Raw genomic sequence first — 25,074 nt, 5'->3', positions numbered from 1 at the left:
TCGCCGACTTGATGACGGGCTCCGGCCCGCGAAGGCGATGACGGGCTCCGGCCCGCAAAGGTTGGCGTGCATTCTGTTCTGACCAGACTGCTGGTCGGCGTGATCTTGCTGGCGCAAGCGATCGCCGGCAATGTTTCGGCGCGCATGCTCGGCGACGAGCTCGGCGCGCCCGCCTGCACGCGCGCCGCCTTCGTCGAGACGAAAGCCGATAGCGGCCATCCGGCGGACTCCGACCAGTCGAGCGGCCATCATCGCCACGAGCGCTGTCTCCAATGCCCGGAGATCATCTCCGGGCCGCCGCCGCTGGCGAGCCTGTCCGCGCATTTCCTCTCCCGCGTCCCGTTGCAGGAGCGGCTGCGCTGGCGGGCGCGGGCCTTGCCACTCGGACGATTCCACTGCGACCCCAACGTCTTCGCGCGGGCTGGCCCTTCGGTCGCCTGATCGCTCGGTCTCGCGTTCCGATCGCCGCTTCGCGGGCGTCCCGGCGCGCATTCCCATTCCATTCCAGCGCTGTCGACGAGGCCGCCGGACTCCAGGGTCCGAGCGCCGTCCTGCGCGCTCATTCGAGAGAACCGACATGGCTCGCTATCATCTGCTACGCAGCGCGGGAGCGCTCGCGCTTCTCTTCCTGTCGCCGCCCCTGCGCGCGCAGGAGGAACTGCCCGATATCGATATTTCCAGCGCCACGCGCACCCCGGTGAAATTGCAGGAGGCGCCCGCCGCGGTCGACGTCGCCGTCTCCGGCGACGAAAAAATGGGCAAGGGCACGATGCTCACCATCGAGCAGCACAACGCCCGCCGCCTCGCCGACGCGCTCACCGAGTCGCCGAGCCTGTTCTTTCGTGGCAGCGCCTTCGGCAACACCACGCCCGGCAGCGGCCAGGGCGGCTTCTCCATGCGCGGTATCGCCGGCAGCCGCTCGCGCATCATGATCGACGGACAGACGATCAACTCCGGCTATTCGAACAGCGTCAACTGGTCGTCGATCATGATGAACGACGTCGAGCGCATCGAGGTCGTGCCGGGCGCCTTCTCGGCGCTGTGGGGCGGCGACGCCATGGGCGGCGTCGTCAATGTCATCTCCAAGCGGCCGACCAAGCGGGAGTTTTCCGGCGAGGCGGGCGTGACCGCGGGCTCGCCCGTGTCCTATTTCGCCAATGTCGGTTATCGAGACCGTTTCGATAATGGGCTCGGAATCGCAGTGGCCCTCGGGCACATCGGCAATCATAGCTTCATCGGCGATTTCGTCACCAAGACCGCGGTCGCCGGGGCGTCGGGAACGCCGGTCATCGGCGCCATCCCGACGACCGACCAGAACGGCAATCCGTCGATCATCATCGGCGACAAGGGCCGCCGGCCTTGGGACCAGCAGAACGGCAATCTGCGCCTCTATTACGACTATTCCGCCGACACCAAATTCAACGTGGGCATGTCCTACGATCGCTATCACACCTATTACACCAATAATAACAACTATATCGCGGGCGCGGGCGGGAGCTTCCTCAGCGGGACGGCGAATGACGCCGGGCTGCAATTCTCCGTTGCGCGGACGGACTTCGCCACTCTGCAGCCTTCCGAGGAAACCTCGCTGCGCGGCTTCGGCCGCTTCGAGACCAAGATCGCCGACGGGGTCACGCTCGAGGGCGACATCGGCTATGCGACCCTCACCAATTGGTACGTCAATTACATCAGCGGCAAGTCGTATTACGACGGCGGCGTCGGCCAGATATCGACATCACCCAACACACGCCTCAACACCAGCATGCAACTGCACGCCCAGATCGGCGACTTCAACGATGTGATCCTCGGCGGCTCCTTCGAGCAGAGCACGCTCGCCCGGCACAATGACGACACCTACTCGTGGCGCAATCCCGACACGCGCGTCGCCACCAGCTATACGGCCAATGGCGAGTCGACGATGACCTCCGTCTATTTCCAGGACAAGGTCACGCCGCTGAAAAGCTTCGGTCTTCCCTATGTCAGGACCTTTGATCTCTATTTCGGCGGCCGCTACGACATGTGGGAGGCGCATGGCAGCAATTCGCAGACGCCCACCGCCTATCAGCCGACGCTGCTCGCCTTCAACAAAGACAATCCGCTGCGGCAGGAGAACAGCTTCAGCCCGAAATTCTCGGCCGTCTACGAGCCCTTCGAATGGGTGACGCTGCACGGCTCGGTCGGCACCGCCTTTCATCCGCCGTCTCTCAATCAGCTCTATTCTCGGGCCTTCACCACCAAGACCGGCCCGGTCGGCGTGCGCACGACGGAATCCGACCCCAATCTGAAATCGGAAAAATTGTTCGGCTGGGAGATCGGCGCCAATTTCCGGCTGCCGACGCGCACGAAAATCCAGGCGACCTATTTCGAGAACGATCTGCGCGACCTCATCTATCAGCAGGTCATCGTTCAGGGCACGGCGAATGACGTGAACCGCAACGTCAATGTCGGTCGCGCCTATGTGCATGGCATAGAGGCCACGGTGCGCCAGGAGGTCACCGAGGAGCTCGCCCTCTTCGGCGTGGTCACGCGGCAGGACACGCGCGTGACGAAGAACGACGCGCAGTCGTCGATGGTGGGCAAGGTGCTAGGCGATGTGCCGCGCACCAGCTTCGCGCTCGGCGGCGAATGGAAATGGCGCGAATGGTCCGCCTCGGCGCAAGTCAAATATACCGGCAAGATATTCGGCAATAGCGACACGCTCAACCAGGGCGTGACCAATGGCGTGTTCGGGACCTATGATCCCTATACTCTGGTCAACGCCAAGATCAGCTACAAGATCGACGAGAACGTCACCTTCTCGGTCGCCGGGAACAATCTGCTGAATCAGCGCTATTATCAGTATTATCTACAGCCAGGCCTCACCATCACCTCCTCGCTCTCGGTCCGTTATTGAGCGAGAGGCGTCGCGCGCCGGGCGTTTCGGCGCGCGACAACTTGCCGCATGGGCTGGTCGGTGGGCGCCTTGACCCATTGCGGGCTCTCCCCTAGCGTGCGAGCCCGCAGCTGAGAGAAGGCGTCCCGTGCAAGCCGAGGCCCGTTGGATCTTCAAGATGGATAGAGCCGTCGTCGGCATGCTGGCGGCTGCGGTCCTTCTGTTGCAGATCGTGGCGGTCGGCTTCGCGACAGGCGCTATGGCGGACGGCGGCGCTTTCGGCGTCGTCTGCGTCACCGATCAATCGGGCGCCCCGTCCTCCGGCTCCGCGCCTGTCGAGAAGCACGTCGGCTCCTGCTGCATGCTCCATTGCAGCGCGTCGGCCGAGGTCGATGGAGCCGATACGGTCGTCATCGTCCTGAGCTTCGACTTCCCTTCGGCGGTCGCGCCGATGGTCGACGATCGCGCCGCCGCCGCCGCGCCGCCGGAATTGCGGCCTCTCTCTCCACGCGCGCCACCCTCGCTCCTCGCCTGATCCCGCGCGCGACTGCGAAGTCGCGAGATGGAGGGGCGCTCCCGAGCCCCTCGAGCCGGGACAGGGGCTGCGTCAGACGGATCGAACGGCGTTTTCGCCGCGATCGTGACGCCGAAAGCGGACCTCGAGAGCGATAGGCTCTCCTCCGCTCACCAATCCGAGATCATTTCCGCCCGTGTTTTGCCGAGTGGCCGCGCATCGACGACGCGCAGCTCGCAATTTCCCGGGCGATCCCATCGGCGACGCGGCCCGCAACGGTCCGCGCGCCCCTCCTCTTCACTCGGAAGCTCTCCTCCGAGTGGGGCTCCCAACTTTCCCCCCTGCCCGACATGGTTCGGGCAGGGATTTTTTTTGCGGGTGGGGGTTCAGGCGGCGGCGGCGGTGACGCGATTGCGGCCGGAGCTCTTCGACGCGTAGAGCGCCTTGTCGGCGCGGCGCAGCAGTCCCTCGGCGTTGGCGTCTTTTCCGCGCTCGGCGATGCCGATCGAGGTGGTGACCGGGATGGCTCCGCCATTGCGGTCGATGCAGAAGGGCTCGGACTGTATGGCCGCGCGCACGCGCTCGGCCACTTTGGCGGCGACGGCCAGCGGCGTGTCCGGCATCACGATGACGAATTCCTCGCCGCCGAGACGGCAGATGAGATCGGCGCTGCGCACGACGCGGCGCATGCGCTGGGCGAAATGCCTGAGCACCTCGTCGCCGGCGTCATGGCCATGGGTGTCGTTGACCGACTTGAAATGATCGATGTCGAGCATCATCAGCGTCAGCGCGCGGCCCTTATGCGCGGCCTGGTCGAGCAGGGCGGCGAGATGGGTCTCGAGATAGCGCCGATTGTTGAGGCCGGTCAGCGAATCGACGGCGGCGAGCTCGATCGCCGCCTGCAGATCGGAGCGCAGGCTGTCGGCGTAGCGCTTGCGGCGTAGCTGGCTGCGCACGCGGGCGACGAGCTCGTTGCGGTCGATCGGCCGCACGATATAGTCGTTCACGCCGAGATCGAGGCCGCGCACGATGCGGCTGCGATCGTCCATATCGGCGAGGACGAGGATCGGCAGCGCCCGCGTCCGCTCCAGCGAGCGGATCTGGCTGCAAAAGCGCAGCGCATCGAATCCCTTGAGGTCGAGGCTCACGGCGATCAGATCGAAATCGCCCTCCGCGGCGCGGAACAGCGCGTCCTGCGGATCGGCGACGATCGTCACCTCATGCTGATCGCGCAGCGCCAGGGTGATTCGTTCGGCCGAATTGCCCCTGTCCTCGAGCACCAATATGCGGCCGTTCTTGCCGGCGTCGGCCATCGCGCGCGCGCCCTTGTCGCCGAGGCCGAGGCTGGCGGAGGTATCCGCGCGGGCGCGCAATTCGTCGAGCATCACCTTGAGGCGGGCGAGCGAGCGCACGCGCGCGATGAGCGCGATCTCGTCGACGGGCTTGGTGAGAAAATCATCGGCGCCGGCCTCGAGGCCGCGCAGCCGGTCGGACGGCTGGTCGAGCGCGGTGACCATCACCACGGGAATATGCGCGGTGAGGGGATCGGTCTTCAGACGTCGACAGACCTCGAAACCGTCCATGCCGGGCATCATGACGTCGAGCAGGACGATGTCGCAGCGATCCTCGCGGCACAGCGCCAGCGCCTCGGGCCCGTTGGACGCGGACAGGACGTCGAAATATTCGGCCGTCAGCCGCGCCTCGAGCAATTTGATATTGGGTAGAAGATCGTCGACGATCAGAATGCGTGCGGTCATGACGCGCGGCCCCTCATCTGTCCGCTAGAAATGCGTTCACGGTTTCAAGAAAACGGGCGACCGAGATCGGCTTCGAGAGATAGGCCTCGCAGCCGCCCTGACGAATTTTCTCCTCGTCGCCCTTCATTGCGAAGGCGGTGATCGCGATGATCGGGATGGAGCGCAGCTGCTCGTCGTCCTTGAGCCAGCGCGTCACCTCGAGGCCTGAGATCTCCGGGAGCTGAATGTCCATCAAAATGAGGTCGGGCGAGTGACTGCGCGCCAGCGCGATCGCTTCGACGCCGCTCTTCGTCTGCAGCGTCGAATGCCCATTGGCCTCGAGGAGATCGTTGAAGAGCTTCATGTTGAGCTCGTTATCCTCTACGATGAGGACGGTTTTGGGCATTGGCTCCGACTTTCGCGATTCTGCTCTCGTTTCGGCGCGGTCGCGCCCATTGGCGTCTCGTTCCCTGACGCGGCGGCGGTAAGGTTCCGTCTCGTCTCGAAATCGAAAGCCGGTGCATTCGAAGACGATCTCGCCTTCGGGTTAGCAGATGAAGATTGATGAAATGAAAATCGAAAAGACTAGACACCGTCTCGGTGGCGAAAAGCGGGCAGCGCCGCCATCGAAGTCGGATGCGCGATCTATGGCGTTGCGATCATTGGTTTTTTTGGCCGAGGATGACGAGCGCATGGGGCGTTTTCTGGCGCTCACCGGCGCAGATCCCGGCGATATTCGCGCGCTCGCCGGCGCGGAAGGTTTTCAGCTCGCTCTGCTCGAGCATATTTGCGCCGACGAGCCGCTGCTGATTGCTTTCGCCGCCGCGGAAAATCTCGCGCCGGAGAGCGTCGTCGCGGCGCGGGCGGCGCTCGCCGGTCCGATCATGGATTGAGGCGCGATTGCGGCGCCGCGCGGCCCGGCTGCGCGATCGTGAAAAGGACGCGCGGCCGCTTCCGCCGTCAGGATCGCTGATCGTCCAGACTCTCGGCCCCGGCTTTGGCGACGACGCCGTCCTGAAACGACTGCACGCCGGAAACGCCGATCGCGCCGACGATATCGCCGCGATAGACCAGCGGAAGGCCGCCTTCGACCGCGGTGACGCCGGGCAGGCTCAGCATGGCGGCGCGGCCGCCCGCGACGATGTCCTCCAGAGCCTTGGTCGGACGCTTGAACAGAGCCGCGGTGCGCGCCTTGTGCGTCGCAATCTCGGCGGAGGCGGTCTGCGCGCCGTCGAGGCGCTGCAAAAGCACGAGATGGCCGCCGTCGTCGACGATGGCGACGACGACGCTCCAGCCATTCTCGATCGCTTCCGCCTCGGCCGCGGCGGCGACGCGTCTGGCGTCGGCGAGAGTGAGCGCGAATTTTGTCTTCATCGGCCGAAATCCTGTCCTTCGTGACCAGGGCGCGCTGCATGGTCAGGGCGCGCTGTGGACTTGCGCGCCGGCGCCTGCTCGAATAGGGAGGTAACGAGCACGAAACGGCCGGGGGGCGCAAGCCGGCCGCAGCGCCGAGCCCAGGTTCGGCCATCTTTTCAGTGAGACAACATGTCCCTGGTCATGCCGCTCCCCGAGCAGGCGATTTTGGCGCGCCGCGAGGAGCTGCTGGCGCGCCTGCGCGCCATTCTGCCCGCCGCCAATGTCATCGCCGACGAGACCGCGCGCCGCGCCTATGAATGCGACGCGCTGGTCATGTATCGCGCGCTGCCGCTGGTCGTGGCGCTGCCGGAGACGGTGGCGCAGGTGAGCGCGATCATGGCGCTGGCGCAGGAGATGAACGTGAAGCTGGTGCCGCGCGGCGCCGGCACCTCGCTCTCCGGCGGCGCTTTGCCGCTCGAGGACGGCATTCTGCTCGGACTGTCCAAGTTCAATCGCATATTGGAGGTGGATTTCGAGAATCGCTGCGCGCGCGTGCAGCCCGGCGTGCAGAATCTCGCCATCTCGAAAGCCGTCGAACATGCGGGCTTCTATTATGCGCCGGACCCGTCCTCGCAGATCGCCTGCACGATCGGCGGCAATGTCGGCGAGAACGCCGGCGGCGTGCATTGCTTGAAATACGGGCTGACCACCAACAACATCCTCGGCCTCGAGATCGTGCTGATGGGCGGCGAGATTCTGCGCCTCGGCGGCAAGCATCTCGATAGCGAGCTCTATGATCTCATGGGCCTGATGACCGGCTCGGAAGGGCTGCTCGGCGTCGTCACAGAAGTCACTGTGCGGCTGCTGCAGAAGCCTGTTTTGGCGCGCGGCCTGCTGCTGGCCTTTCCGACGGTGGAAGCCGGCGCGCGCTGCGTCGGCGCGATCATCGCGCGCGGCGTCATTCCCGGCGGCCTCGAGATGATGGACGCCGCCACCATCGGCGCGGTGGAGAGCTTCCAGCCCTGCGGCTATCCGCTGGACGCCGGCGCGATCGTCATCGTCGAATTGGACGGCGCGCCGGCCGAGGTCGACCATCTCGTCGCGCAGGTGGAGCAGATCGCGCGCGCCGAGGGCGCGACGGAGACGCGCGTCTCGCAGAGCGAGGCGGAGCGGCTGCGCTTCTGGGCGGGGCGCAAGAACGCTTTTCCGGCGGTGAGCTGCATCGGCCCCGATTATCTCTGCATGGACGGCACGATTCCGCGCGGCCGCCTGCCGGATGTCCTCACGCGCATGGACGGGCTGGCGAAACGCCATGGGCTGCGCGTCGCCAATGTGTTTCATGCGGGCGACGGCAATCTGCATCCGCTGATACTCTATGACGCGTCGAAAGAGGGCGACATCGAACGCGCCGAAAAGCTCGGCGCCGATATTCTGCGGCTCTGTGTCGAGGTCGGCGGCGTGCTGACAGGCGAGCATGGCGTCGGCGTCGAAAAGCGCGATCTGATGGGCGAGATGTTCGACGAGACCGATCTCGCTCAGCAGCAGCGCGTGAAATGCGCCTTCGATCCGCAGCACAGGCTGAACCCGGGAAAAGTGTTTCCGACGCTGCATCGCTGCGCCGAGCTCGGCATGATGCATGTGCAGGGCGGCAAGCTGCCGTTTCCCGAGCTGCCGAGGTTTTGAGGATGCCGGATCGTTTTCCGCAATCTGCGTGCGCGCTCCCTTCTCCCGCGAGCGGGAGAAGGGACGCGAGCGCCTCATATGCGCCTGACGCCGAGAGACGAAGACGATGTCGCCGACGCGATCCGCGCCGCGCTCGCGCAAGACGCGCCGCTTTCGATCGAAGGCCATGGCTCCAAAGCCGCGTTCGGCCGCGCGACGAAGCGCGAGCGCATCCTCTCGCTCGCCGCGCTCGCCGGCGTCACGCTCTATGAGCCGCAGGAGCTGGTGCTGACGGCGCGCGCTGGCACGCCCTTGCGCGACATCGTCGCGCTGCTGGATGAGCAGGGCCAGCAATTGGCCTTCGAGCCGCTCGATCATGCGCCGCTGCTCGGCGGCGCGCGCGACGATGCGACCATCGGCGGCGTGATCGCCGTCAACGCCTCCGGTCCGCGCCGCATAAAGGCGGGCGCGGCGCGCGATCATCTGCTCGGCTTTCGCTGCGTCACCGGCCGCGGCGAGATCGTCAAATCCGGCGGCCGCGTGATGAAGAATGTCACCGGCTATGATCTTTCGAAGCTCGTCACCGGCTCCTATGGCACGCTCGCCGCGCTCACCGAGACGACGTTGAAGGTCCTGCCCAAGGCGGAGACGGAAGAAACGCTGCTGCTGCGCGGTCTCGGCGAGGAGAAGGGCCTCGCGGCGCTGCGCAAGGCGTCGGGCTCGCCCTATGAAGTCTCGAGCTTCGCCTATGATCCGCGCGAGGACATGGCGGCGCTGCGCCTCGAGGGGCCGGAGATTTCCGTCGTGACGCGTCGCGACGAGCTCGCGGCTTTTCTCGGCTGCTTCGGCGCCGCGACGGATTTTCTGCGTGACGCCGAGAGCCGCGCTTTCTGGACGCGTCTGCGCGACGCCGAGCCAGTGGCGGAAGGCGAGGGCGTCATCTGGCGCGTCTCGCTCGCGCCCACCGACGGTTTTGCTTTCGTCGAGCGATTGCGCCGCGCCGGCGCGCCTGTGCTAGCGTATTTCTATGACTGGGCCGGCGGCCTCGTCTGGCTGCGGCTCGCGACGATGGCCGACGCCCATGCGCCGGCGATCCGCGCGATCGTCGATGCGCTCGGCGGCCATGCGACGCTCATCCGCGCCGACGCGGAGATTCGCACGCTGGTGGATGTATTCCAGCCGCAGCCTTCGGCGCTGGCGGCGCTCACGCGGCGGGTGAAGGAGGCCTTCGATCCGCGCTTCATTCTGGAGCGCGGCCGGCTGCGCGCGGAGTTCTGATTGTGGGGACGCCCCCTCCCCAGTCCTCCCCCGCTTTGCGGGAGAGGGAGCAGATCGCGCGCTTCATCGAAAGTGCGCGACACGCCGGCCGCCGCCTCTCCCGCAAAGCGGGGGAGGGTGAGGGAGGGGGCCTCTTCGAGACGAGTCGAAAGAAGCGATGCTGACGCATTTCACCCCCGATCTCCTCGCCGATTCCGACATGGCGCAATCGGAGAAGATTCTGCGCGCCTGCGTGCATTGCGGTTTCTGCACGGCGACATGCCCGACCTATCTGCTGACCGGCGACGAGCTCGATTCGCCGCGCGGGCGCATCTATCTCATGAAGGAGATGCTGGAGAATGGCCGCGCCGCCGACGAACGCACGGTGCGTCATGTCGACCGCTGCCTCTCCTGCCTCTCCTGCATGACGACCTGTCCGTCGAGCGTGCACTACATGCATCTCGTCGATCATGCGCGCGCGCATATCGAGACGACCTATCGGCGTCCGGTGTTCGATCGCATGTTGCGCGCGACGCTCGCTTTCGTGCTCACGCGGCCGGCGCTGTTCCGGCAATCGCTGCGCGCCGCATCGCTCGCGCGGCCTTTCGCCCGCCTGCTGCCGCGTCGCTTGCGAGACATTGTCGCCATGGCGCCGGCGCGGCTGCCGGCGCCATCGCCGATCGATCATCCGCAAATTCTCGCGGCTCGAGGCGCGCGCAAAATGCGTGTCGCGCTGCTGAGCGGTTGCGCGCAGACCGTGCTCGACACGAACATCCACGAGGCGACGGTGCGGCTGCTGACGCGTCTCGGCGTCGAGGTGGTGGTGGCGGAGGGCGCCGGCTGTTGCGGCGCGTTGCCGCATCATCTGGGCAAGAGCGCGGACTCACATGCGTTCGCGCGCCGCAATATCGAGGCCTGGACGCGCGAGATCGAGCGCGGCGGCCTCGATCAGATCGTGATCGACACCTCCGGCTGCGGCGTGACCGTCAAGGATTACGTCCATATGTTCCGCGACGATCCCGCGCTGGCGGAAAACGCCGCGCGCATCGCCGCCATGGCGCGCGATGTGACGGAGATCGTCGCCGCTCTCGACTTCACGCCTTCGGTCGATGTCGGCAGGCTGCGCGTCGCCTATCATTCGGCCTGCTCGCTGCAGCATGGGCAGAAGATCGCCGATCTGCCGATGGAGCTGTTGCGACGCGCCGGCTTCGATGTCGTTCCCGTGCCCGAGAGCCATATCTGCTGCGGCTCGGCGGGAACTTACAATCTGTTGCAGGGCGAGCTGGCGAGCGCATTGCGCGATCGCAAGGTCGCCAATATCGAGTCGGTCGCGCCGCAGGCGATCGCCGCCGGCAATCTCGGCTGCATGATTCAGATCGGGCAGGGGACGGCGATTCCCATCGTCCACACTGTGCAATTGCTGGATTGGGCGAGCGGCGGGCCGAAGCCGATCGGCGTGAGCTGACCTCTCAGCGCAAAAAGCCGACGATATCCTTCACCGCATCCATATTGGTCCGCGCCAATTCGCGCGCCCGCGCGGAGCCGTCGCGCAGCACGGTGTCGATATAGGATTCGTCCGCCATCAGCTTGCGCATCTCGGCGGTGATCGGCGAGAGCTTGGCGACGGCGAGATCGACGAGGGCGAGCTTGAAGGTCGAGAAATTGGCGCCGCCGAATTCGGCGAGCACATCCGCCTTGCCGCGCTGCGCCAGCGCCGCGAAAATGCCGACGAGATTATCCGCCTCCGGCCGTCCCTCGAGGCCCTTCTCCTCCGACGGCAGAGCGTCGGGGTCGGTCTTGGCCTTGCGCACCTTTTGCGCGATCTGATCGGCGTCGTCGGAGAGATTTATGCGCGAATAATCGGAGGCGTCCGATTTCGACATTTTCTTCGTGCCGTCGCGCAGGCTCATCACCCGCGTCGCCGGGCCGGAGATCAGCGGCTCGGGCAGCGGAAAGAAGGCTTCGCCGAAATTGTTGCGCGCGATCGATTCGGCGAAGTCGTTGTTGAACTTCTGCGCAATGTCGCGGGCGAGCTCCAAATGCTGCTTCTGATCCTCGCCGACCGGCACATGGGTGGCGCGATAGAGCAGAATATCGGCGGCCATCAGCACCGGATAATCGAGCAGGCCCATGGAGGCGTTCTCGCGATCCTTGCCGGCCTTGTCCTTGAACTGCGTCATGCGATTGAGCCAGCCGATGCGGGCGACGCAATTCAAGACCCAGGCGAGCTCGGCGTGCTCGGCCACCTGGCTCTGATTGAAGACGATGTTCTTCTTCGGATCGATTCCGCAGGCGATGAAGGCTGCGGCGATCTCGCGCGTGTTGTCGCGCAGCGCGATCGGGTCCTGCGGCACAGTGATGGCGTGCAGGTCCACGACGCAATAGAGGCAATCGAAGCTCTGCTGCAGCTCGACGAATTTGACGATCGCGCCGAGATAATTGCCGAGATGCAGATTGCCGGTGGACTGAACGCCGGAGAACACACGCTGCGGGAAGCTGGTCATGGAGGAGCGCCGACTGGTTCGAGATCGGCGGCTCTTATGACAATGCGGGACCCCGAGCGCAAGTATCTCGGTCGAGCGCATCCGGGGCGAGAGCGTCTCGCTCGCGTCTCATCCCGACGCGCGCCTCAGGCGCCGGACGCCGCCCTCTCCGCCGCCGCCCAGGCCTCATAGCCGCCGTCGAGGCTGTAGACCTCGGCAAAGCCCATATCGGCGAAGATGCGGGCGAAGGACTGGCTCGAATTGCCGTGATAGCAGCAGACGATGACGGGGGTCTCCTTCGGCGTCTCGAAGAGATAATAGTTCAGTTCGTCCTGCGAGGTGTTCTCCGCGCCCTCTATGTGTCCGCGCCGGAAGGATTCCGGGTCGCGAACGTCGAGGACGAGCGTCTCGCCGCGGCTCATCACGTCGCGCGCGCCGGCGACGTCGATCCTGCGAAAATCTTGCGCCATTGTCCGTTCTCGGCTTCTCTGGGGCGCCGTCGGCGCCGTTCCGCCCGATCCCATGCGAAGAAGAGGCCAACCGCTGGGCCGGCCGGCCGTCACTCGGCCGTCGGGCTGCTCTCGACAATCGGCGCAGCCTCGTGTATGGCGACGCAACCAAATCAAAACAGCGTCCCGAAACGCTCGCCAGAGCCGCTGCGGCGGCTATTGGCGAAACGGCAGGAGTTTTTCATGCCCTCCATCATCGAGCAACTCGACGCCGAGCAATCGGCCCGCCTTCTCGAAGGCAAGTCGATCCCGGAATTCCGCCCCGGCGACACCGTCATCGTCAATGTGAAGGTGAAGGAAGGCGAGCGCTCCCGCATCCAGGCCTATGAGGGCGTGGTGATCTCCCGCCAGGGCGGCGGCATCAACGAGAGCTTCACCGTCCGCAAGATCTCCTATGGCGAGGGCGTGGAGCGCGTGTTCCCCCTCCATGCGCCGCTCATCGACTCGATCAAGCTGATCCGCCGCGGCAAGGTGCGTCGCGCCAAGCTCTATTATCTGCGCGACCGTCGCGGCAAGTCGGCCCGCATCGCCGAGCGCATCGACAATAAGACGAAGGCCAAGGACAAGGCCAAGGCCGCGCCCGCCGCCGAGTAAGGCCGGAGCTTTCCCCATCATCGCGAGCGTGGCGGAGCGATCCTGCGCGGCGACAGGCCGCAGGATCGCTTCGTCGTCTCTATCGAGCCGTGAAGAGAACCGATGAGCAAAATCCTGTTCTGGGATTTCGACGTCGTGGCGCGCCGCGAGCCGGATCGGCGGCTGGCGGACGGCGTCGCGGAGGCGCTGGAGGCGCTCGCCGCCAAGGGCTGGACCCAAATCGCCTTCTCTGCGGGGACGCAGGACTTGGCCGCTGTGGCGGAAGGGCTCGGTCTCGGCGGCCGTTTCGCGAAACTCTATGACGCCGGCGCGGGCGCGGAGCCGTTGGCGCGGGCGATCGAGGCCGCGCGGCCGTTCGATCAGGCTTTCGTCATCGCCGCCAGCGTGTCCGGCGCCGTGCTGCCGGCTCGGGCGGCGGTGGTTCCGTCCATCCTCGTCGGCGACGCCTCGCCGCTCGCGCAATTCTGCTGTGAATCGTCGTCGGAGATCGAGCTGGCGCTCGATACCTGGACCTCGATGCGGCGCTCTTTCTTCGTCGAGCCGTAAAGCGAGTTCCCGCTACGGCTCAGCCGCCGGACGAGTCGAGCGGCGCGTTCAATATCCATCTGTGGCCGAAGGGATCGCGCAGCGCGGCGTAGCGCGTGCCCCAGAAGGTGTTGGTCGGCTGCGTCTCGACCTTGGCGCCGAGCTGGCTGGCCCGGGCGACGATGTCGTCCACCTCCTGCGCCTTGTCGTATTCCAGGCTCACCGAGGCGGTGACCTGCTCGCCGGGCAATGGCGGGCGGGCGTGGCCGAGCTCGGGAAAGGCGTCGGCGAGCATCACCGAGCCGCCATTGATCGTCAGCTCGCAATGGGCGATGCGCATCCCGTCGACCGAGGGCATCAGCGCCCGCTGTTGCGCGCCGAAGGCGGCGGTGTAGAAGGCGATCGCGCCGGCGGCCGGCGAGACGGTAAGGTAGGGCGAGACTCTCGGCCGTTGCATTTTATTTCCCCGCCGACATTTCCCCCGCGGCGACCTCGTCGCCCCAGTCTTTCTTTTTTATAGGCGCGAAGGTCTGCTTATCGCGCTTCGCCACGGTAACTTCTTCGATTCCCGTCGCAGCGCAAAGCTTTATCCTTAACCCATGCTTGAGAACGTCCGGACGAGCCAATAGACGCGCCGGCGCGGGGACGACGGCGGCGTCGTCTCGCGTCACGACCAGATAGGCGAATTTCTCGTCCTCGAAAGGCGCGTCGGCGCCTTTGAGCAGCTTGTGGTCGCGCGAGCGGGCGAGCCGCACCGAGAAATGGCACCAATCGGGCGCCTGGAGCGGGCAGGGCGCCGAATGCGGACAGGGCAGCGAGACGCGCGCCCCGGCGGCGACCAGCCGCGCCCGCATCCGCATCAGCCGGGCATGGTCGCGCGGCGTGCCGGGCTCGACGAGGACCAGCGCTCCGGCGCAGAGGCGCCAGGCGGCGTCGACGGCGGCGTCGAGCCTGTCCTCCGCTATTTCCGTCAAGGCGTAGCTCGCGACGACGAGATCGAAGGCGGCGCCGAGAGCGGGCGGCGCGGCGAGGTCGCCGGCGACGATTTCCGCTTTGGCCAGCGTCTCGCCGGCGAGCCGCCGGGCGAGCGCCAGAAACGGCGCGCTGCGATCGAGCAGCAGGTTCTCGCTCATTTCCGGCCAGACCTCGCGCGCGGCGAGGCTCGCGGTCCCGAGCCCGGCGCCGAGATCCAGCATCCGCCGCGGCGCGAATTCCGGCGCCCGTTCGGCCAGCCGGCCGAGCGCATGAATGCTCGCCGCATAAGTGGCGGGGAGGCGATAGAGGGCGTAGGCGAGAGCGTCGTCCTCGTCGAGGATCGCCTGCGCGGTCGGGCCGCCGGCGCGATAAATGGCGGAAATGCGCATCGTTCGCTCGGCCAGCGCCCGGCGGGAGCGCTCGTCCATCAGCCGGGCCAGCGCGGCCGCCAGCTCGGCAGGCGGCGCCGTCGAAATTCGCATCACGTCGAAGAGGCCTCCCGCTCGGGCGTCGCCGAGATTACATACTTCCAAGCCGCCCCTCTTGCGAGTAGAACACCCTACCGGGTTCGGTCGAGGCCGAATTTGCGGCTCATTTTACGGCAGTTCGGAGCAGGAACGAGACAAATGGCAGGACGCCCGCGCACGCTCTACGACAAGATCTGGGATGATCATGTGGTTCATGAGCAGGAGGACGGCGCGTGCCTCATCTACATCGATCGCCATTTGATCCATGAGGTGACGAGCCCGCAGGCCTTCGAGGGGCTGCGCACCTCAGGCCGCACGGTCCGCGCGCCGAGCAAAACGCTCGCCGTCGTCGACCATAATGTGCCGACCACCGACCGCTCTCTGCCGATCACCGACCCGGAGAGCAAGGCGCAGGTCGAGCAGCTCGCCATCAACGCCGCGGAATTCGGCGTCGAATATTACAATGAGCACGATTCGCGGCAGGGCGTCGTGCATATCGTCGGCCCGGAGCAGGGCTTCACCCTTCCCGGCACGACGATCGTCTGCGGCGACAGCCACACGTCCACGCATGGCGCGTTCGGCGCGCTCGCCCATGGCATCGGCACGTCCGAGGTCGAGCATGTGCTGGCGACGCAGACGCTGATCCAGAAAAAGGCCGCCAACATGCTGGTGCGCGTCGACGGCAAGCTGGCCGAGGGCGCGACCGCCAAGGACATCATTCTCGCCATCATCGGCGAGATCGGCACCGCCGGCGGCACCGGCCATGTGATCGAATATGCCGGCGAGGCGATCCGCGACCTCTCTATCGAGGGCCGCATGACGGTCTGCAACATGTCGATCGAGGGCGGCGCCCGCGCCGGCCTCGTCGCGCCGGACGAGAAGACCTACGACTATCTCCGCGGCCGGCCCAAGGCCCCGCAGGGCGAGATCTTCGACGCCGCCATCCGCTATTGGGAGACGCTGCGCTCGGACGAGGGCGCGCATTACGACCGCGTGATCGTGCTCGACGCCGCGGCTTTGCCGCCGACTCTCACCTGGGGCACCTCGCCCGAGGATGTGATGCCGATCACCGGCCTGGTGCCGACGCCGGACAGCGTCGCCAATCCGGCCAAGCGTCAGGCGATCACCCGCTCGCTTGAGTATATGGGCCTCAAGGGCGGCGAGAAGGCCAGCGACATCGCCATCGATCGCGTCTTCATCGGCTCCTGCACCAATGGCCGGATCGAGGATTTGCGCGCCGCAGCGGCCGTGGTCGCCGGCAAGACGGTCAGCGGGCGCGTCAACGCCATGGTGGTGCCGGGCTCCGGCCTGGTGAAGGCGCAGGCGGAGGCGGAGGGGCTGGACAAGGTGTTCACCGCCGCCGGCTTCGAATGGCGCGAGCCGGGCTGCTCCATGTGCCTCGCGATGAATCCGGATCGTCTCGCGCCGGGCGAGCGCTGCGCCTCGACCTCGAACCGCAATTTCGAGGGACGTCAGGGTTTCAAGGGCCGCACCCATCTCGTGTCGCCCGCCATGGCGGCGGCGGCGGCGATCGTCGGCCATTTCGTGGATGTTCGCAGCTGGAGGTAAGTCTCGCATGGCCTCGCCTCTCGACGACAGCGCTCTCGCCCAGCTCCGCGCCCCTTCGCTCGAGGACCTCGAGGTGCTGGCCGATGCGGCTTTCGCCTCGCTGCCGTCGCGCTTCACGCGGCTCTGCGAAGGCCTTGTGATCCATGTCGAGGATTTTCCGGACGAGGAAATCCTCGAAGAGATGGAATGCGAGAGCGAATTCGATCTCCTGGGCCTGTTCCGCGGCCAGGGCCTCGCGCAGCGCGAGGCGTCGGCGCATACGGGCGAGCCGCCGAACATGGTGTGGCTCTACCGCCGTCCGATTCTCGACTATTGGGCGGATGGAGAGGACACTCTGCAGGAGGTCATCACCCATGTCCTCGTGCATGAGATCGGCCACCACTTCGGCCTCTCCGACGAGGATATGGAAGAGATCGAGCAGAAGGCCGGCTGAGGCCTCACGCGGGCGGCGCCGGAAAGCGCAGCTCGCAGCGCATGCCGACGGCGCCCGCCTCGATCGTGACGACGCCGCCGAGCTGCTGGGCCAGCGAGCGCGCCAGCTTCTGCCCGAAGCCCGCGCCTTTCGATTCCATCGACAGGAGCCCGACGCCATCGTCCGCGACCGTCAAGGCGAAATCGTCGCCCGCGCGCGCGAGCCGCACCTTCACCGTGCCCGCGCGATCCTCGGGAAAGGCGTATTCGAGCGCATTGACGACGAGCTCATTGACGATCAGCGCCACCGCGCGCGCCTCGTCCACGCCGAGCGCGCAGCTCTCCACCTCCGTCCGCAGCGCGATCGGCCGCAGGCCGATGAGCGCCAGACGCAGGTCCGCGCAGAGATCGTCGATGAGCGGCTTCATCTCGACATCGAGCGCGCCGCCATTCTGGAGCAGCGCATAGACGCGGGCGACGACGGCGACGCGGCTCGCCGCCGAGAGCAGCGACGCCTTGCGCTCCTCGTCGTCGAGCGTCCGTCCCTCCATTTGCAGCAGCGAGGCGACGAATTGCAGATCATTCTTGGTCCGATGCGCCATTTCCTGGAGATAGAGGCCTTTCAGGCGCTCGGTCTTGGTCGCGCAGGCGAGGGCGGCCGCGGTTTCCGCCGCGCGCTGATCGAGCGCGCCGAACAGCTCCTGCAACACATAGACGATGGAGAGACTCACGCAGATGAACAGCACGAGCGCGAAGGCCTCGGCGGGATCGGAGACGGCGAAGCCTTCGCCCTGGAACAGAAAATAGGCGGCGAGCGCGGCGCTGAAGGCCGCCGCCCAGCCGCCTGCGTCGCCGCCGAACAGCAGAGCGGCGAGAAGCACCGCCGGAACGAACAAGAGAAGCTGGCCGGGCGGCAGCTTGTCGTGCAGCAGCGCTTGCGCCGCGAGCGCGGCCAGCGTCAGCCCGGAGGCCGCGAGATAGCGCATCCAGCCGGGCAGGGCCCTGGAGCGTGCGGATAAATCGATCAGATTGGTCGAAATCTTCAACGGGGCGTCGTGTCCGTGTCCACTGTGACGAGATTGCGTCCGCGCGATTTGGAGACATAGAGCTTGGAGTCGGCGCGCTGCAGCAGGCTCTCGGCGCTCTCGCGCGGCGCGAGCTGGGCGACGCCGAAGGAGGCGGTGATGCGGCCGATCGGCGCGCCGCCCTTGATCGCCCATTTCTTAGTCTCGAATTCGGCGCGAATGCGCTCGGCCGCCAATTTCGCCTCGGCGAAGGAGACGGCGGGCATGATGATCGCGAATTCCTCGCCGCCATAGCGCGCGACCGTGTCTTTCTCCTCGACATGCCTGGTCATCGTCTTGGCGAAATTCTTCAGCACCTCGTCGCCGATCAGATGGCCGTGGCCGTCGTTGATCTTCTTGAAATGATCGATGTCGGCCATGATGAGGCTCAAGGCGGACTCGGTCGCGGACGCGGCGTTCGCCTGACGCGCCAGCGTCTCGTCGAAATGGCGGCGCGTGAACACTTGCGTCAGCGAGTCGCGGACATTGAGCTCCTGCGTCTCGGCGAGCTCGGCGCGCAATTCGGTGATCTGCCGCCGCGATTCCTCCAGCCGGCGCTGATGCTCCTCGGTCTCGCGCAGCATTTTCTGATTTTCGGCGATCAGCAGCACGATGGCGGCGCGGATCTGATCCGGGCTCGTCGTCGCAGCGAGCTCCCGATGGCCTTTCACCAGCGCCGCGGAATAGGTCTTGTTGCTGTCGAGATGCGAGCGCACCAGCGAGAGGATCGTGCCGAGCTCGCTGTCGATCAGCCGGCGCGTCTTGACGAGATCCTCAGGCGCGTCCGTCGCCGCGCTGGCGCGGCCCGAGCGCGTGACGATCTCCACGACGCGCGGCGCCCCCAGCAGAACGCCGATGAAGGCGGCGGAGATCAGCGCGAGATTGCGCGCCAGCGCGAGAGGCTCATGCGCCACCCGGACAGCGTCGCCGGATGCGCCGACGCTCGTCGTCTCCCAATTGTCGAGGGACCAGGACCAGAGCGAGGAGATATCCGGCGCCGAGAAAAATTCGGCTCGGCTCAGAGCGAATGCGCCCGCCGCGGCGACCAGCGCGGCGCCTGCGACCAAAGCCGTGCGTTTCGAATCGAGTTTCATCCTGGTCCGTCTTTCCCGTCTCTGCCGCAGAGGACAAATCGGTTCGCATTCTCCTCGCGGGCCGGGCGGACGCCGGTGAGGCGGACGCGAATCACAGCTCGCCCGGAACTATTTTCGTCTGTCCGCTACGGCCGTCCATAGCGACCTTCGTGGCGGGACGCAAAGAATTGTGGCGAATATCGGGAGAAGAGCGCGCCCGGCAGGGGATCGGCTCAGATTTTCTGGCCGTTTTCGTCCACCGCGACCCGGCGGGCGTCGGAGAGAGCCTTGATCACGAGGCCCAAGATCGCGAAAGCGGCCAGGATCATGACCGCGGCGTCGAGCCGCGAGACGCCGACGTCGGCGGTCTCGTCTATGCCCATGGCGTGGGCGGCGAAGGGCCAGACCACCATGAGAATGCGGAACTCTGTTGCGCCGAGGCCGATATAGGACATTTGCTGCACATGGCGGGCGATAGCCCGGATATAAGTATAGGCCGAGAAAAGCAGATAGCAGATCAGCACGATGCAGGCCGACTCCATCGACAGGAACGGCGAGAATCCGAAGGCGACGATCATCAATATCTGCGAGAAGAGATCATAGGTGTGCTCGACCAGGCCGAGCCGCGGATTGGCGGTCTGGCGATGCACGGCCAGTGGGCCGTCCAGCGCCGCGCCGAACCAGTTCAGGAAGACGCCGAGCGGAATCAGCGGCATCCAAAGCGCCGACCAGCAGCTGCCGACAAGCGCCACTGCGGCGACGAGCGCTCCGAACATGCCGATTCGCGTGAGCTGCAGCGGCGTCACCGATTCCGGCAGCTCGCCGATGATCGCGCGCACGAGCTTTTGTTCGGCGGGAGCCAGAAAGCTCTGATGATGCCCCGGCTTCAGCTCGGCGATCTTCATATGCGATGCACTCCGCGGTTGTCTCCGCTCGATCGGCTGTCAGCCCTTTGGACGATGTCTTATTCCTATTGTCTCACATCGACGCCGACGCGCAAGTGCGCTCGAGAACGGGCGTCGGGCGGGGCCTTAAGCCAAGCGTTAACCATTCGAATGGCATAGTGCTCGCGAAAATGGCGAGGACAAGACCGATGGCGAGAAGAGGCTCGGCTCCGGGGCCGAAGGCGCCGCCCCTATCGCGTGACGGAGCGGCGGCGGCGGCAGTGCGTTGCGCGGCGGCGCGGAGACGCGTCATCTCCATGTCCTATAACGCGAATTCCGCTCATCTCGGCTCCTCGCTCGGCGTCGTCGAGATTCTCGATGCGGTATTGGCGGTTTCCGATCTTCGTCCGGCGACGGCCCGCGCGGCCGAGCGGGACCGCGTCATTCTCTCCAAAGGCCATGCCGCGATGGCCTATTATGCGGCTCTCGAGCAATATGGGCTGGTCGATCCGGCGCTGCTCGACGTCTATCTTCAGAATGGCACGCCGCTCTGGGGACATGTCGGCCTCACCGAGACGGTCCCCGCGATCGACGCCACCAGCGGCTCGCTCGGCCACGGCCTGTCGCTGGCGGCGGGCTTTTCGCTCGGCCATAGGCTGCGCGGCGGCGATCATCGCGTCTTCTGCATTCTCTCGGACGGCGAATGCGACGAGGGCGCGACCTGGGAGGCGGCGCTGTTCGCCGGCGCGCGCAAGCTCGCCTCGCTCACCGCCATCGTCGACTATAATCACATTCAATCGCTGGCGCCGACGCGCGAGGTGATGGACCTCGAGCCCTTCGGCGCCAAATGGCGCAGCTTCGGTTTCGAGACGATCGAGCTCGACGGGCATGATTGGGCGGCGCTGGTCGCGGCTCTGGAGCGGCCTTCGCGCGGGCGTCCGCGCGCGATCCTCGCCCATACGGTGAAGGGCAAGGGCGTCGCCCGCATCGAGAACACCGTCGCCTCGCATTACAAGCCGGCGCTCGCCGCGGATCTGGAGCTCGCCTGATGCGCAAGCGGATCATCGAGCTCATCGAGGCGGACGCCAGCGTCGATCCGAGAATCGTCTTTCTCACCGGCGATCTCGGCTTCTCCTTCGTCGAGCCGCTCGAGCAGGCGCTGGGCGAGCGCTTCGTCAATATGGGCGTCGCCGAGGCCAATATGGTCTCGGTCGCCGCCTCGCTGGCGGCCAGCGGCTTTCGGCCTTTCGCCTATTCCATCGCGCCCTTCATGAGCGCCCGCTGCTTCGAGCAGATTCGCAACGACATCTGCTATCAGCGCCGCGCCGTGCGGTTGATCGGCGTCGGGGCCGGCTTCTCATACGGCGCGCTGGGGCCGTCGCATCATGCGCTCGAGGACGCCTCGATCATGGCCGCGCTGCCCGATCTCATCGTCGCCAATCCGGGCAATGCGGCTGAGCTCGACCGCTGCTACGCGGCGCTGCTCGACGATCCGCGGCCGGTCTATTTCCGCATCGCGCGCGAGAGCGGCGCCGCCTATGGCGCGCCGATCTTCTCGCCGCAGACGGCGGCCTTCGAGGCGCGCCGCGGGGCCGATGTGACCTTGGCCGCGAGCGGCGGCTCGGTGACGCACTGTCTCGCCGCCGCCGAGATTCTCGCGGCGGAAGGGATCGAGGCGTCCGTCGTCAGCGTGCCGATCCTGCAGCCTTTCCCGGCGCAGGCTTTCGCGGCCTGTCTGACCGGCGCGCCGGTCGTCGCCGTTTTCGAGGGCTATCGCGGCAATCCGCTGTCGATCGGCGTCATGGAGACTCTGCTCGCGCGCGGGCGCGGCGAGGCCTTCGTCGATCTCACGGCGCCGCAGTCCTTTCCGAGCCTCGTCGGCGACACCGAGACTTTGCGCCGGCGCGCCGGGCTCGATCCGGCCTCGATCGCCGAGCGGGCGCGGGCGCTCGTCGCGGGACGGGGCGCGCCGCTCAGCGTCGGGCTGGGCTGAGTCCTTGCGCGTTTTCCTCACCGGCGGATCGGGCTTTCTCGGAGCGGAGACGACGCGACGGCTCGTCGAAACGGGAAACGAATGCGCCGTGCTGCTGCGAGACGACATCGCGGCGACGCGGCTCGCGCCTCTCGCCGTGCGGCTTCAGAGGATTTCCGGCGATCTCTTCGCGCCCGAGACCTATCGGGCGGCGCTGCAGCGTTTCGCGCCGGAGGCGGTCGTCCACTGCGGCTGGCGCGGGGTCGCCGGCGCGGATCGCAACGATGTCGGCCAGCTCGACAATATCGTCGCGACCGGGAGGCTCGCCGAAGTCTCGGCCGAGGCCGGCGCGCGCATTCTGATCGGCGTCGGCTCCCAGGCCGAATATGGCCTTTTGTCCGGCCGCGTCGCCGAAGGCTCGCCGACCGAGCCGACGACGCTCTATGGCGTTTCCAAGCTCGCGGCCGGCCGGGCGCTGCTCGCCATAGCGGCGGAACGCGGGCTGCGCGCCGCATGGGGGCGCGTCTTTTCTCTCTATGGTCCAGGTGAGGCGCGGCCTTGGCTCGTGCCCTCGCTCATCCGCGCCTTCGCCGCGGGGCGCTCGCCCGATCTCACCGCCTGCGAGCAGATTTGGGAGTTCACCCATGTCGGCGACGCCGCCGCGGCGCTCCTCGCTCTGCTCGACAGCGACGCGAGCGGAGCCTTCAACATCGGATCGGGCGAGCCTCTCCCTTTGCGCGACGCTGTTTTGATGCTGCGCGATCTGGTGGCGCCGGGAATCGAGCCGGGCTTCGGCCGCACGGCCTATCGACCGGATCAGATCATGCATCTGGAAGCCGACATCTCCCACATCCGGCAAGTGACCGGCTGGCGCCCGATCGTGCCCCTGGCGCAGGGTTTCGCCGAGACCGTCGATTGGTTGACCTCCGGCGACGCAGAAATTCGTTAACCATAGGCTGTAGCGCGCGGGTCACAGGGGTGGCATAAAGGCTCTTCGCAGCGCGGCAGGCCTTGTCTTCGCCAAAGAGACGGGGTCATTTGGGCGTGCGGCGAAGCTTCGGGAGCGGCCTGGGGCGTTGGTCGGGGGCGGCGTGGTTTTGAAGACATCTCGTATTCTCGGCGCTGGTCGTATTCTCGGCGCTGGTCGTATTTTCGGCGCTCGTCGTGCGTTCAGCGCTTGCGCAGTGGCCGCCCTGCTTTCGGGCTGCAGCCTGCTTCCGGGCAGCGGCCCCTCCGGCGATGCGGTGATCAGCGCCGGCACGCCGACCGAATCGCAGCCGGAGACAGCCTTCGCCCTCGTCGAGATCGACGCCCAGGTGACCGCGGCGCTGGCCAAGCGGGAGGCGCCCGGCCTGCGCGGCTCCTTCGGTGACTATCGTCCGCCCGCCGCGCAGCCGATCGGCGTCGGCGACACTTTGCAGATCACGCTTTGGGAGGCGGCCTCCGGCGGCCTGTTCTCCTCGCCGGCGACGGATCGCTCGAGCCCCGGCTCGCGCTCCGCGGCGATCCCGGATCAGGCGGTCGGGCGCGACGGCTCGGTGACCGTGCCCTACGCCGGGCGCATCCAGGTGGCCGGCCGCACCCAGCAGGACGTGGAGGCGGTCATCGTCGAGCGCTTGCGCGGCAAGGCGATCGAGCCGCAGGCGCTGGTCAATGTGTCGCGCAACATCAGCAATACGGCGACGGTGACCGGCGAGGTGACGCAGGGCGCGCGCGTGCCGCTGACGCTGCGCGGCGACCGCGTGATGGATGTGATCGCGGCGGCGGGCGGCTTCCGCTCGCCGGTTCACGAGACTTTCGTCAGCCTGACGCGCGGCGACCGCACCGCGCGCGCGCCGATCCAGGCGCTGCTCTCCAATCCGCGCGAGAACATTTTCGTGCGCCCCGGCGACCTGCTGACCGTGGAGCGCACGCCGCAGACCTTCACAGTGGCGGGCGCGACGGGGGCGAATGCTGTGGTCCCCTTCGACGCGCGGGGCATCACGCTGGAGGAGGCGATCGGCAAGGCCGGCGGCCTCACCGATCAGCGGGCCGATCCGAGCGGGCTGTTCGTGCTGCGCTACGAGCCTTCGGCGGTGATCGTGGATTATCCGACGGTGTCGCCATTGCTGGCGGCGCAGCGGCTGATTCCGGTGGCCTATCATCTCGACATGCGCAATCCGGCGGCGCTGTTCACCGCGCGGCGGTTCGCGATGCGGGACAAGGACATATTGTATGTGTCGAATGCGCCTGTGACGGAGATCGGCAAGGCGTTCCAGCTGGTCTCCACGCTGACGCAGCCGGCGATACAGGGCGCGGCGGTGGGCGCGGCGGTGAAGTGAGGGGCGCCCCCCTCTGAAATCCACCGTAAGGGCGGCAATATCGGTTGACGCGGGAGTTGGGCCCGGGCAAGCTGACGGTCGATAATATTGCGATGCAAAAAAGACGTCGTAGCCCGGGCGAGGCGGCCACGCTGGACCGATCGGCTGCGAGGACGGGCTTGGTTTTCGAGGGGGTTTCTTGGCGAACCGATTGAATACGAGCCTGTTGGCGGCTGGCGAGCGGCGCGCGCTGCGGGCGCTGGTGATCCGACTTCCCGCCTGGACGACGCCGGACCATCTGACAGCCGTGGGGCTGGCGGGCGCTGTGACGACAGCGGCGGGTTTTGCGCTGACGCATTGGTCGGAATGGTTCCTGTGGGCGGTGGTCGCGGGCCTGTTCCTGAACTGGTTCGGCGATTCGCTGGACGGGACGCTGGCCCGCCATCGCGGGATCGAGCGTCCGCGCTACGGCTTTCTTCTGGATCATTCGAGCGATCTGATCGCGCAGAGCCTGATCGTGGTGGGTCTCGGGATCTCGCCTTATTTCACGCTGCCGTCGGCGCTGTTCGTGCTGTCGCTCTATCTGCTGATGAGCTCCTACACTTATCTCCGCGTGGCGACGGCGGGCGTGCATCGCCTGTCCTATGGTGGCATGGGGGCGACGGAGTTCCGCATATTGGTGGCGGCGTGGAGCCTGTTCGCCTGCTGGCTGGGTCCGCAGGTGGTGGAGGCGCGGCTGTGGCGCTTCACGGTTCTGGATGTGACGATCGGGACGGCTTCGGCGATCGCTTTCGCTCTGTTCGTCTGGATGGTGCGTCAGGATTTGTCGCGGATGGACCGTGACGACGAGC

At 66.5% G+C, this 25,074-nt stretch carries 26 protein-coding genes; 16 read left to right on the top strand and 10 right to left on the bottom strand.

What is annotated here, in order from left to right; all coding sequences use genetic code 11:
• Nucleotides 1-66 precede the first annotated feature (66 nt).
• The 3 genes from VIF40_RS11245 (at nt 67) to VIF40_RS11235 (ending at nt 3,407) form a co-directional block, all read left to right on the top strand.
• On the top strand, nt 67-441 hold the full coding sequence (locus tag VIF40_RS11245; RefSeq protein WP_331937604.1) for a DUF2946 family protein: 375 nt from the start codon (nt 67-69) through the stop codon (nt 439-441).
• 136 nt (nt 442-577) lie between these two features.
• Nucleotides 578-2,893 (top strand): TonB-dependent receptor, encoded by a 2,316-nt coding sequence (locus VIF40_RS11240; protein WP_331937603.1) that lies wholly within the window; start codon nt 578-580, stop codon nt 2,891-2,893.
• Nucleotides 2,894-3,050: 157 nt separating this feature from the next.
• Nucleotides 3,051-3,407: a DUF2946 family protein gene (locus VIF40_RS11235; RefSeq protein ID WP_331937602.1), complete on the top strand. Its 357-nt coding sequence runs from the start codon at nt 3,051-3,053 to the stop codon at nt 3,405-3,407.
• Between the two features lie 365 nt (nt 3,408-3,772).
• On the opposite strand, the gene VIF40_RS11230 is transcribed toward VIF40_RS11235, so the two are convergent.
• Together VIF40_RS11230 and VIF40_RS11225 are read right to left on the bottom strand one after the other, a co-directional pair.
• Nucleotides 3,773-5,143 carry a PleD family two-component system response regulator gene (locus VIF40_RS11230; RefSeq protein WP_331937601.1) on the bottom strand — a complete coding sequence of 457 codons (1,371 nt, stop codon included), beginning with the start codon at nt 5,141-5,143 and terminating at the stop codon, nt 3,773-3,775.
• 13 nt (nt 5,144-5,156) lie between these two features.
• Nucleotides 5,157-5,528: a response regulator gene (locus tag VIF40_RS11225; protein ID WP_024880681.1), complete on the bottom strand. Its 372-nt coding sequence runs from the start codon at nt 5,526-5,528 to the stop codon at nt 5,157-5,159.
• 169 nt (nt 5,529-5,697) lie between these two features.
• On the opposite strand from VIF40_RS11225, the gene VIF40_RS11220 reads away from it, so the two are divergent.
• The gene (locus tag VIF40_RS11220; protein ID WP_414684793.1) at nt 5,698-6,015 is read left to right on the top strand and encodes a DUF3572 domain-containing protein; all 318 of its coding nucleotides are present in this window, start codon (nt 5,698-5,700) and stop codon (nt 6,013-6,015) included.
• A gap of 67 nt (nt 6,016-6,082) precedes the next feature.
• Here VIF40_RS11220 and VIF40_RS11215 read toward each other — a convergent pair whose 3' ends face one another.
• The gene (locus tag VIF40_RS11215) at nt 6,083-6,496 is read right to left on the bottom strand and encodes a heme-binding protein (protein WP_331937599.1); all 414 of its coding nucleotides are present in this window, start codon (nt 6,494-6,496) and stop codon (nt 6,083-6,085) included.
• 171 nt (nt 6,497-6,667) lie between these two features.
• On the opposite strand from VIF40_RS11215, the gene VIF40_RS11210 reads away from it, so the two are divergent.
• The 3 genes from VIF40_RS11210 to glcF all read left to right on the top strand — a co-directional run bounded on the left by VIF40_RS11210 (nt 6,668) and on the right by glcF (nt 10,862).
• Nucleotides 6,668-8,161: an FAD-linked oxidase C-terminal domain-containing protein gene (locus tag VIF40_RS11210; protein WP_331937598.1), complete on the top strand. Its 1,494-nt coding sequence runs from the start codon at nt 6,668-6,670 to the stop codon at nt 8,159-8,161.
• A 78-nt stretch (nt 8,162-8,239) separates the two neighbouring features.
• Entirely contained in the window at nt 8,240-9,418 is a 1,179-nt protein-coding gene (gene glcE, locus VIF40_RS11205; RefSeq protein ID WP_331937597.1) for a glycolate oxidase subunit GlcE, read from the top strand.
• A 157-nt stretch (nt 9,419-9,575) separates the two neighbouring features.
• On the top strand, nt 9,576-10,862 hold the full coding sequence (gene glcF, locus VIF40_RS11200; RefSeq protein WP_331937596.1) for a glycolate oxidase subunit GlcF: 1,287 nt from the start codon (nt 9,576-9,578) through the stop codon (nt 10,860-10,862).
• 4 nt (nt 10,863-10,866) lie between these two features.
• On the opposite strand, the gene trpS is transcribed toward glcF, so the two are convergent.
• Nucleotides 10,867-11,901: a tryptophan--tRNA ligase gene (gene trpS / locus VIF40_RS11195; RefSeq protein WP_331937595.1), complete on the bottom strand. Its 1,035-nt coding sequence runs from the start codon at nt 11,899-11,901 to the stop codon at nt 10,867-10,869.
• A 125-nt stretch (nt 11,902-12,026) separates the two neighbouring features.
• A complete protein-coding gene (glpE, locus tag VIF40_RS11190; RefSeq protein WP_331937594.1) occupies nt 12,027-12,350 on the bottom strand; it encodes a thiosulfate sulfurtransferase GlpE in 324 nt (107 codons plus the stop codon).
• A gap of 222 nt (nt 12,351-12,572) precedes the next feature.
• On the opposite strand from glpE, the gene rplS reads away from it, so the two are divergent.
• Nucleotides 12,573-12,983 (top strand): 50S ribosomal protein L19, encoded by a 411-nt coding sequence (gene rplS, locus VIF40_RS11185; protein WP_331937593.1) that lies wholly within the window; start codon nt 12,573-12,575, stop codon nt 12,981-12,983.
• Nucleotides 12,984-13,085: 102 nt separating this feature from the next.
• Nucleotides 13,086-13,529, top strand: a complete 444-nt coding sequence (locus VIF40_RS11180) for a hypothetical protein (RefSeq protein ID WP_331937592.1) — start codon at nt 13,086-13,088, stop codon at nt 13,527-13,529.
• 19 nt (nt 13,530-13,548) lie between these two features.
• Here the strand turns inward: VIF40_RS11180 and VIF40_RS11175 are convergent, their stop codons facing one another.
• Both VIF40_RS11175 and VIF40_RS11170 read right to left on the bottom strand, forming a co-directional pair.
• Complete coding sequence (locus tag VIF40_RS11175; RefSeq protein ID WP_331937591.1) at nt 13,549-13,965, bottom strand: VOC family protein; 417 nt, start codon at nt 13,963-13,965, stop codon at nt 13,549-13,551.
• A 1-nt stretch (nt 13,966) separates the two neighbouring features.
• Entirely contained in the window at nt 13,967-14,965 is a 999-nt protein-coding gene (locus VIF40_RS11170) for a small ribosomal subunit Rsm22 family protein (RefSeq protein ID WP_331937697.1), read from the bottom strand.
• Between the two features lie 144 nt (nt 14,966-15,109).
• Between VIF40_RS11170 and leuC the strand changes: the two genes are divergently transcribed.
• Both leuC and VIF40_RS11160 read left to right on the top strand, forming a co-directional pair.
• Nucleotides 15,110-16,519: a 3-isopropylmalate dehydratase large subunit gene (gene leuC / locus VIF40_RS11165; protein ID WP_331937590.1), complete on the top strand. Its 1,410-nt coding sequence runs from the start codon at nt 15,110-15,112 to the stop codon at nt 16,517-16,519.
• Nucleotides 16,520-16,526: 7 nt separating this feature from the next.
• Nucleotides 16,527-16,952, top strand: coding sequence for a metallopeptidase family protein (locus tag VIF40_RS11160; protein WP_331937589.1), 426 nt, complete (start codon nt 16,527-16,529; stop codon nt 16,950-16,952).
• A gap of 4 nt (nt 16,953-16,956) precedes the next feature.
• On the opposite strand, the gene VIF40_RS11155 is transcribed toward VIF40_RS11160, so the two are convergent.
• From VIF40_RS11155 to VIF40_RS11145, 3 genes are all read right to left on the bottom strand, one after another.
• On the bottom strand, nt 16,957-17,976 hold the full coding sequence (locus VIF40_RS11155) for a sensor histidine kinase (protein WP_331937588.1): 1,020 nt from the start codon (nt 17,974-17,976) through the stop codon (nt 16,957-16,959).
• Nucleotides 17,973-19,088, bottom strand: coding sequence for a diguanylate cyclase (locus VIF40_RS11150; protein ID WP_331937587.1), 1,116 nt, complete (start codon nt 19,086-19,088; stop codon nt 17,973-17,975). Before VIF40_RS11150 ends, VIF40_RS11155 begins: the two co-directional genes overlap by 4 nt.
• Nucleotides 19,089-19,300: 212 nt before the next feature.
• Entirely contained in the window at nt 19,301-19,972 is a 672-nt protein-coding gene (locus VIF40_RS11145) for a CDP-alcohol phosphatidyltransferase (RefSeq protein WP_331937586.1), read from the bottom strand.
• Between the two features lie 5 nt (nt 19,973-19,977).
• Between VIF40_RS11145 and VIF40_RS11140 the strand changes: the two genes are divergently transcribed.
• The 5 genes from VIF40_RS11140 to VIF40_RS11120 all read left to right on the top strand — a co-directional run.
• Complete coding sequence (locus VIF40_RS11140) at nt 19,978-21,000, top strand: transketolase (RefSeq protein ID WP_331937585.1); 1,023 nt, start codon at nt 19,978-19,980, stop codon at nt 20,998-21,000.
• Nucleotides 21,000-21,944, top strand: a complete 945-nt coding sequence (locus VIF40_RS11135; protein WP_331937584.1) for a transketolase family protein — start codon at nt 21,000-21,002, stop codon at nt 21,942-21,944. The genes VIF40_RS11140 and VIF40_RS11135 overlap by 1 nt, the downstream gene beginning before the upstream one ends.
• A 4-nt stretch (nt 21,945-21,948) precedes the next feature.
• Nucleotides 21,949-22,872: an NAD(P)-dependent oxidoreductase gene (locus VIF40_RS11130; protein ID WP_331937583.1), complete on the top strand. Its 924-nt coding sequence runs from the start codon at nt 21,949-21,951 to the stop codon at nt 22,870-22,872.
• Nucleotides 22,873-23,107: 235 nt separating this feature from the next.
• Nucleotides 23,108-24,244: a polysaccharide biosynthesis/export family protein gene (locus VIF40_RS11125; protein ID WP_331937582.1), complete on the top strand. Its 1,137-nt coding sequence runs from the start codon at nt 23,108-23,110 to the stop codon at nt 24,242-24,244.
• A gap of 178 nt (nt 24,245-24,422) precedes the next feature.
• Nucleotides 24,423-25,074, top strand: a 652-nt coding sequence (locus VIF40_RS11120; protein WP_331937581.1) for a CDP-alcohol phosphatidyltransferase family protein, incomplete at its 3' end; no start/stop codon positions are given.

The sequence above is a fragment of the Methylosinus sp. genome (assembly GCF_036560965.1).
In the GTDB taxonomy this organism is placed as follows: Bacteria; Pseudomonadota; Alphaproteobacteria; order Rhizobiales; family Beijerinckiaceae; genus Methylosinus.
Note: the sequence above shows the minus strand (reverse complement) of the source record. Positions and strands in the feature narration are given on the sequence as shown.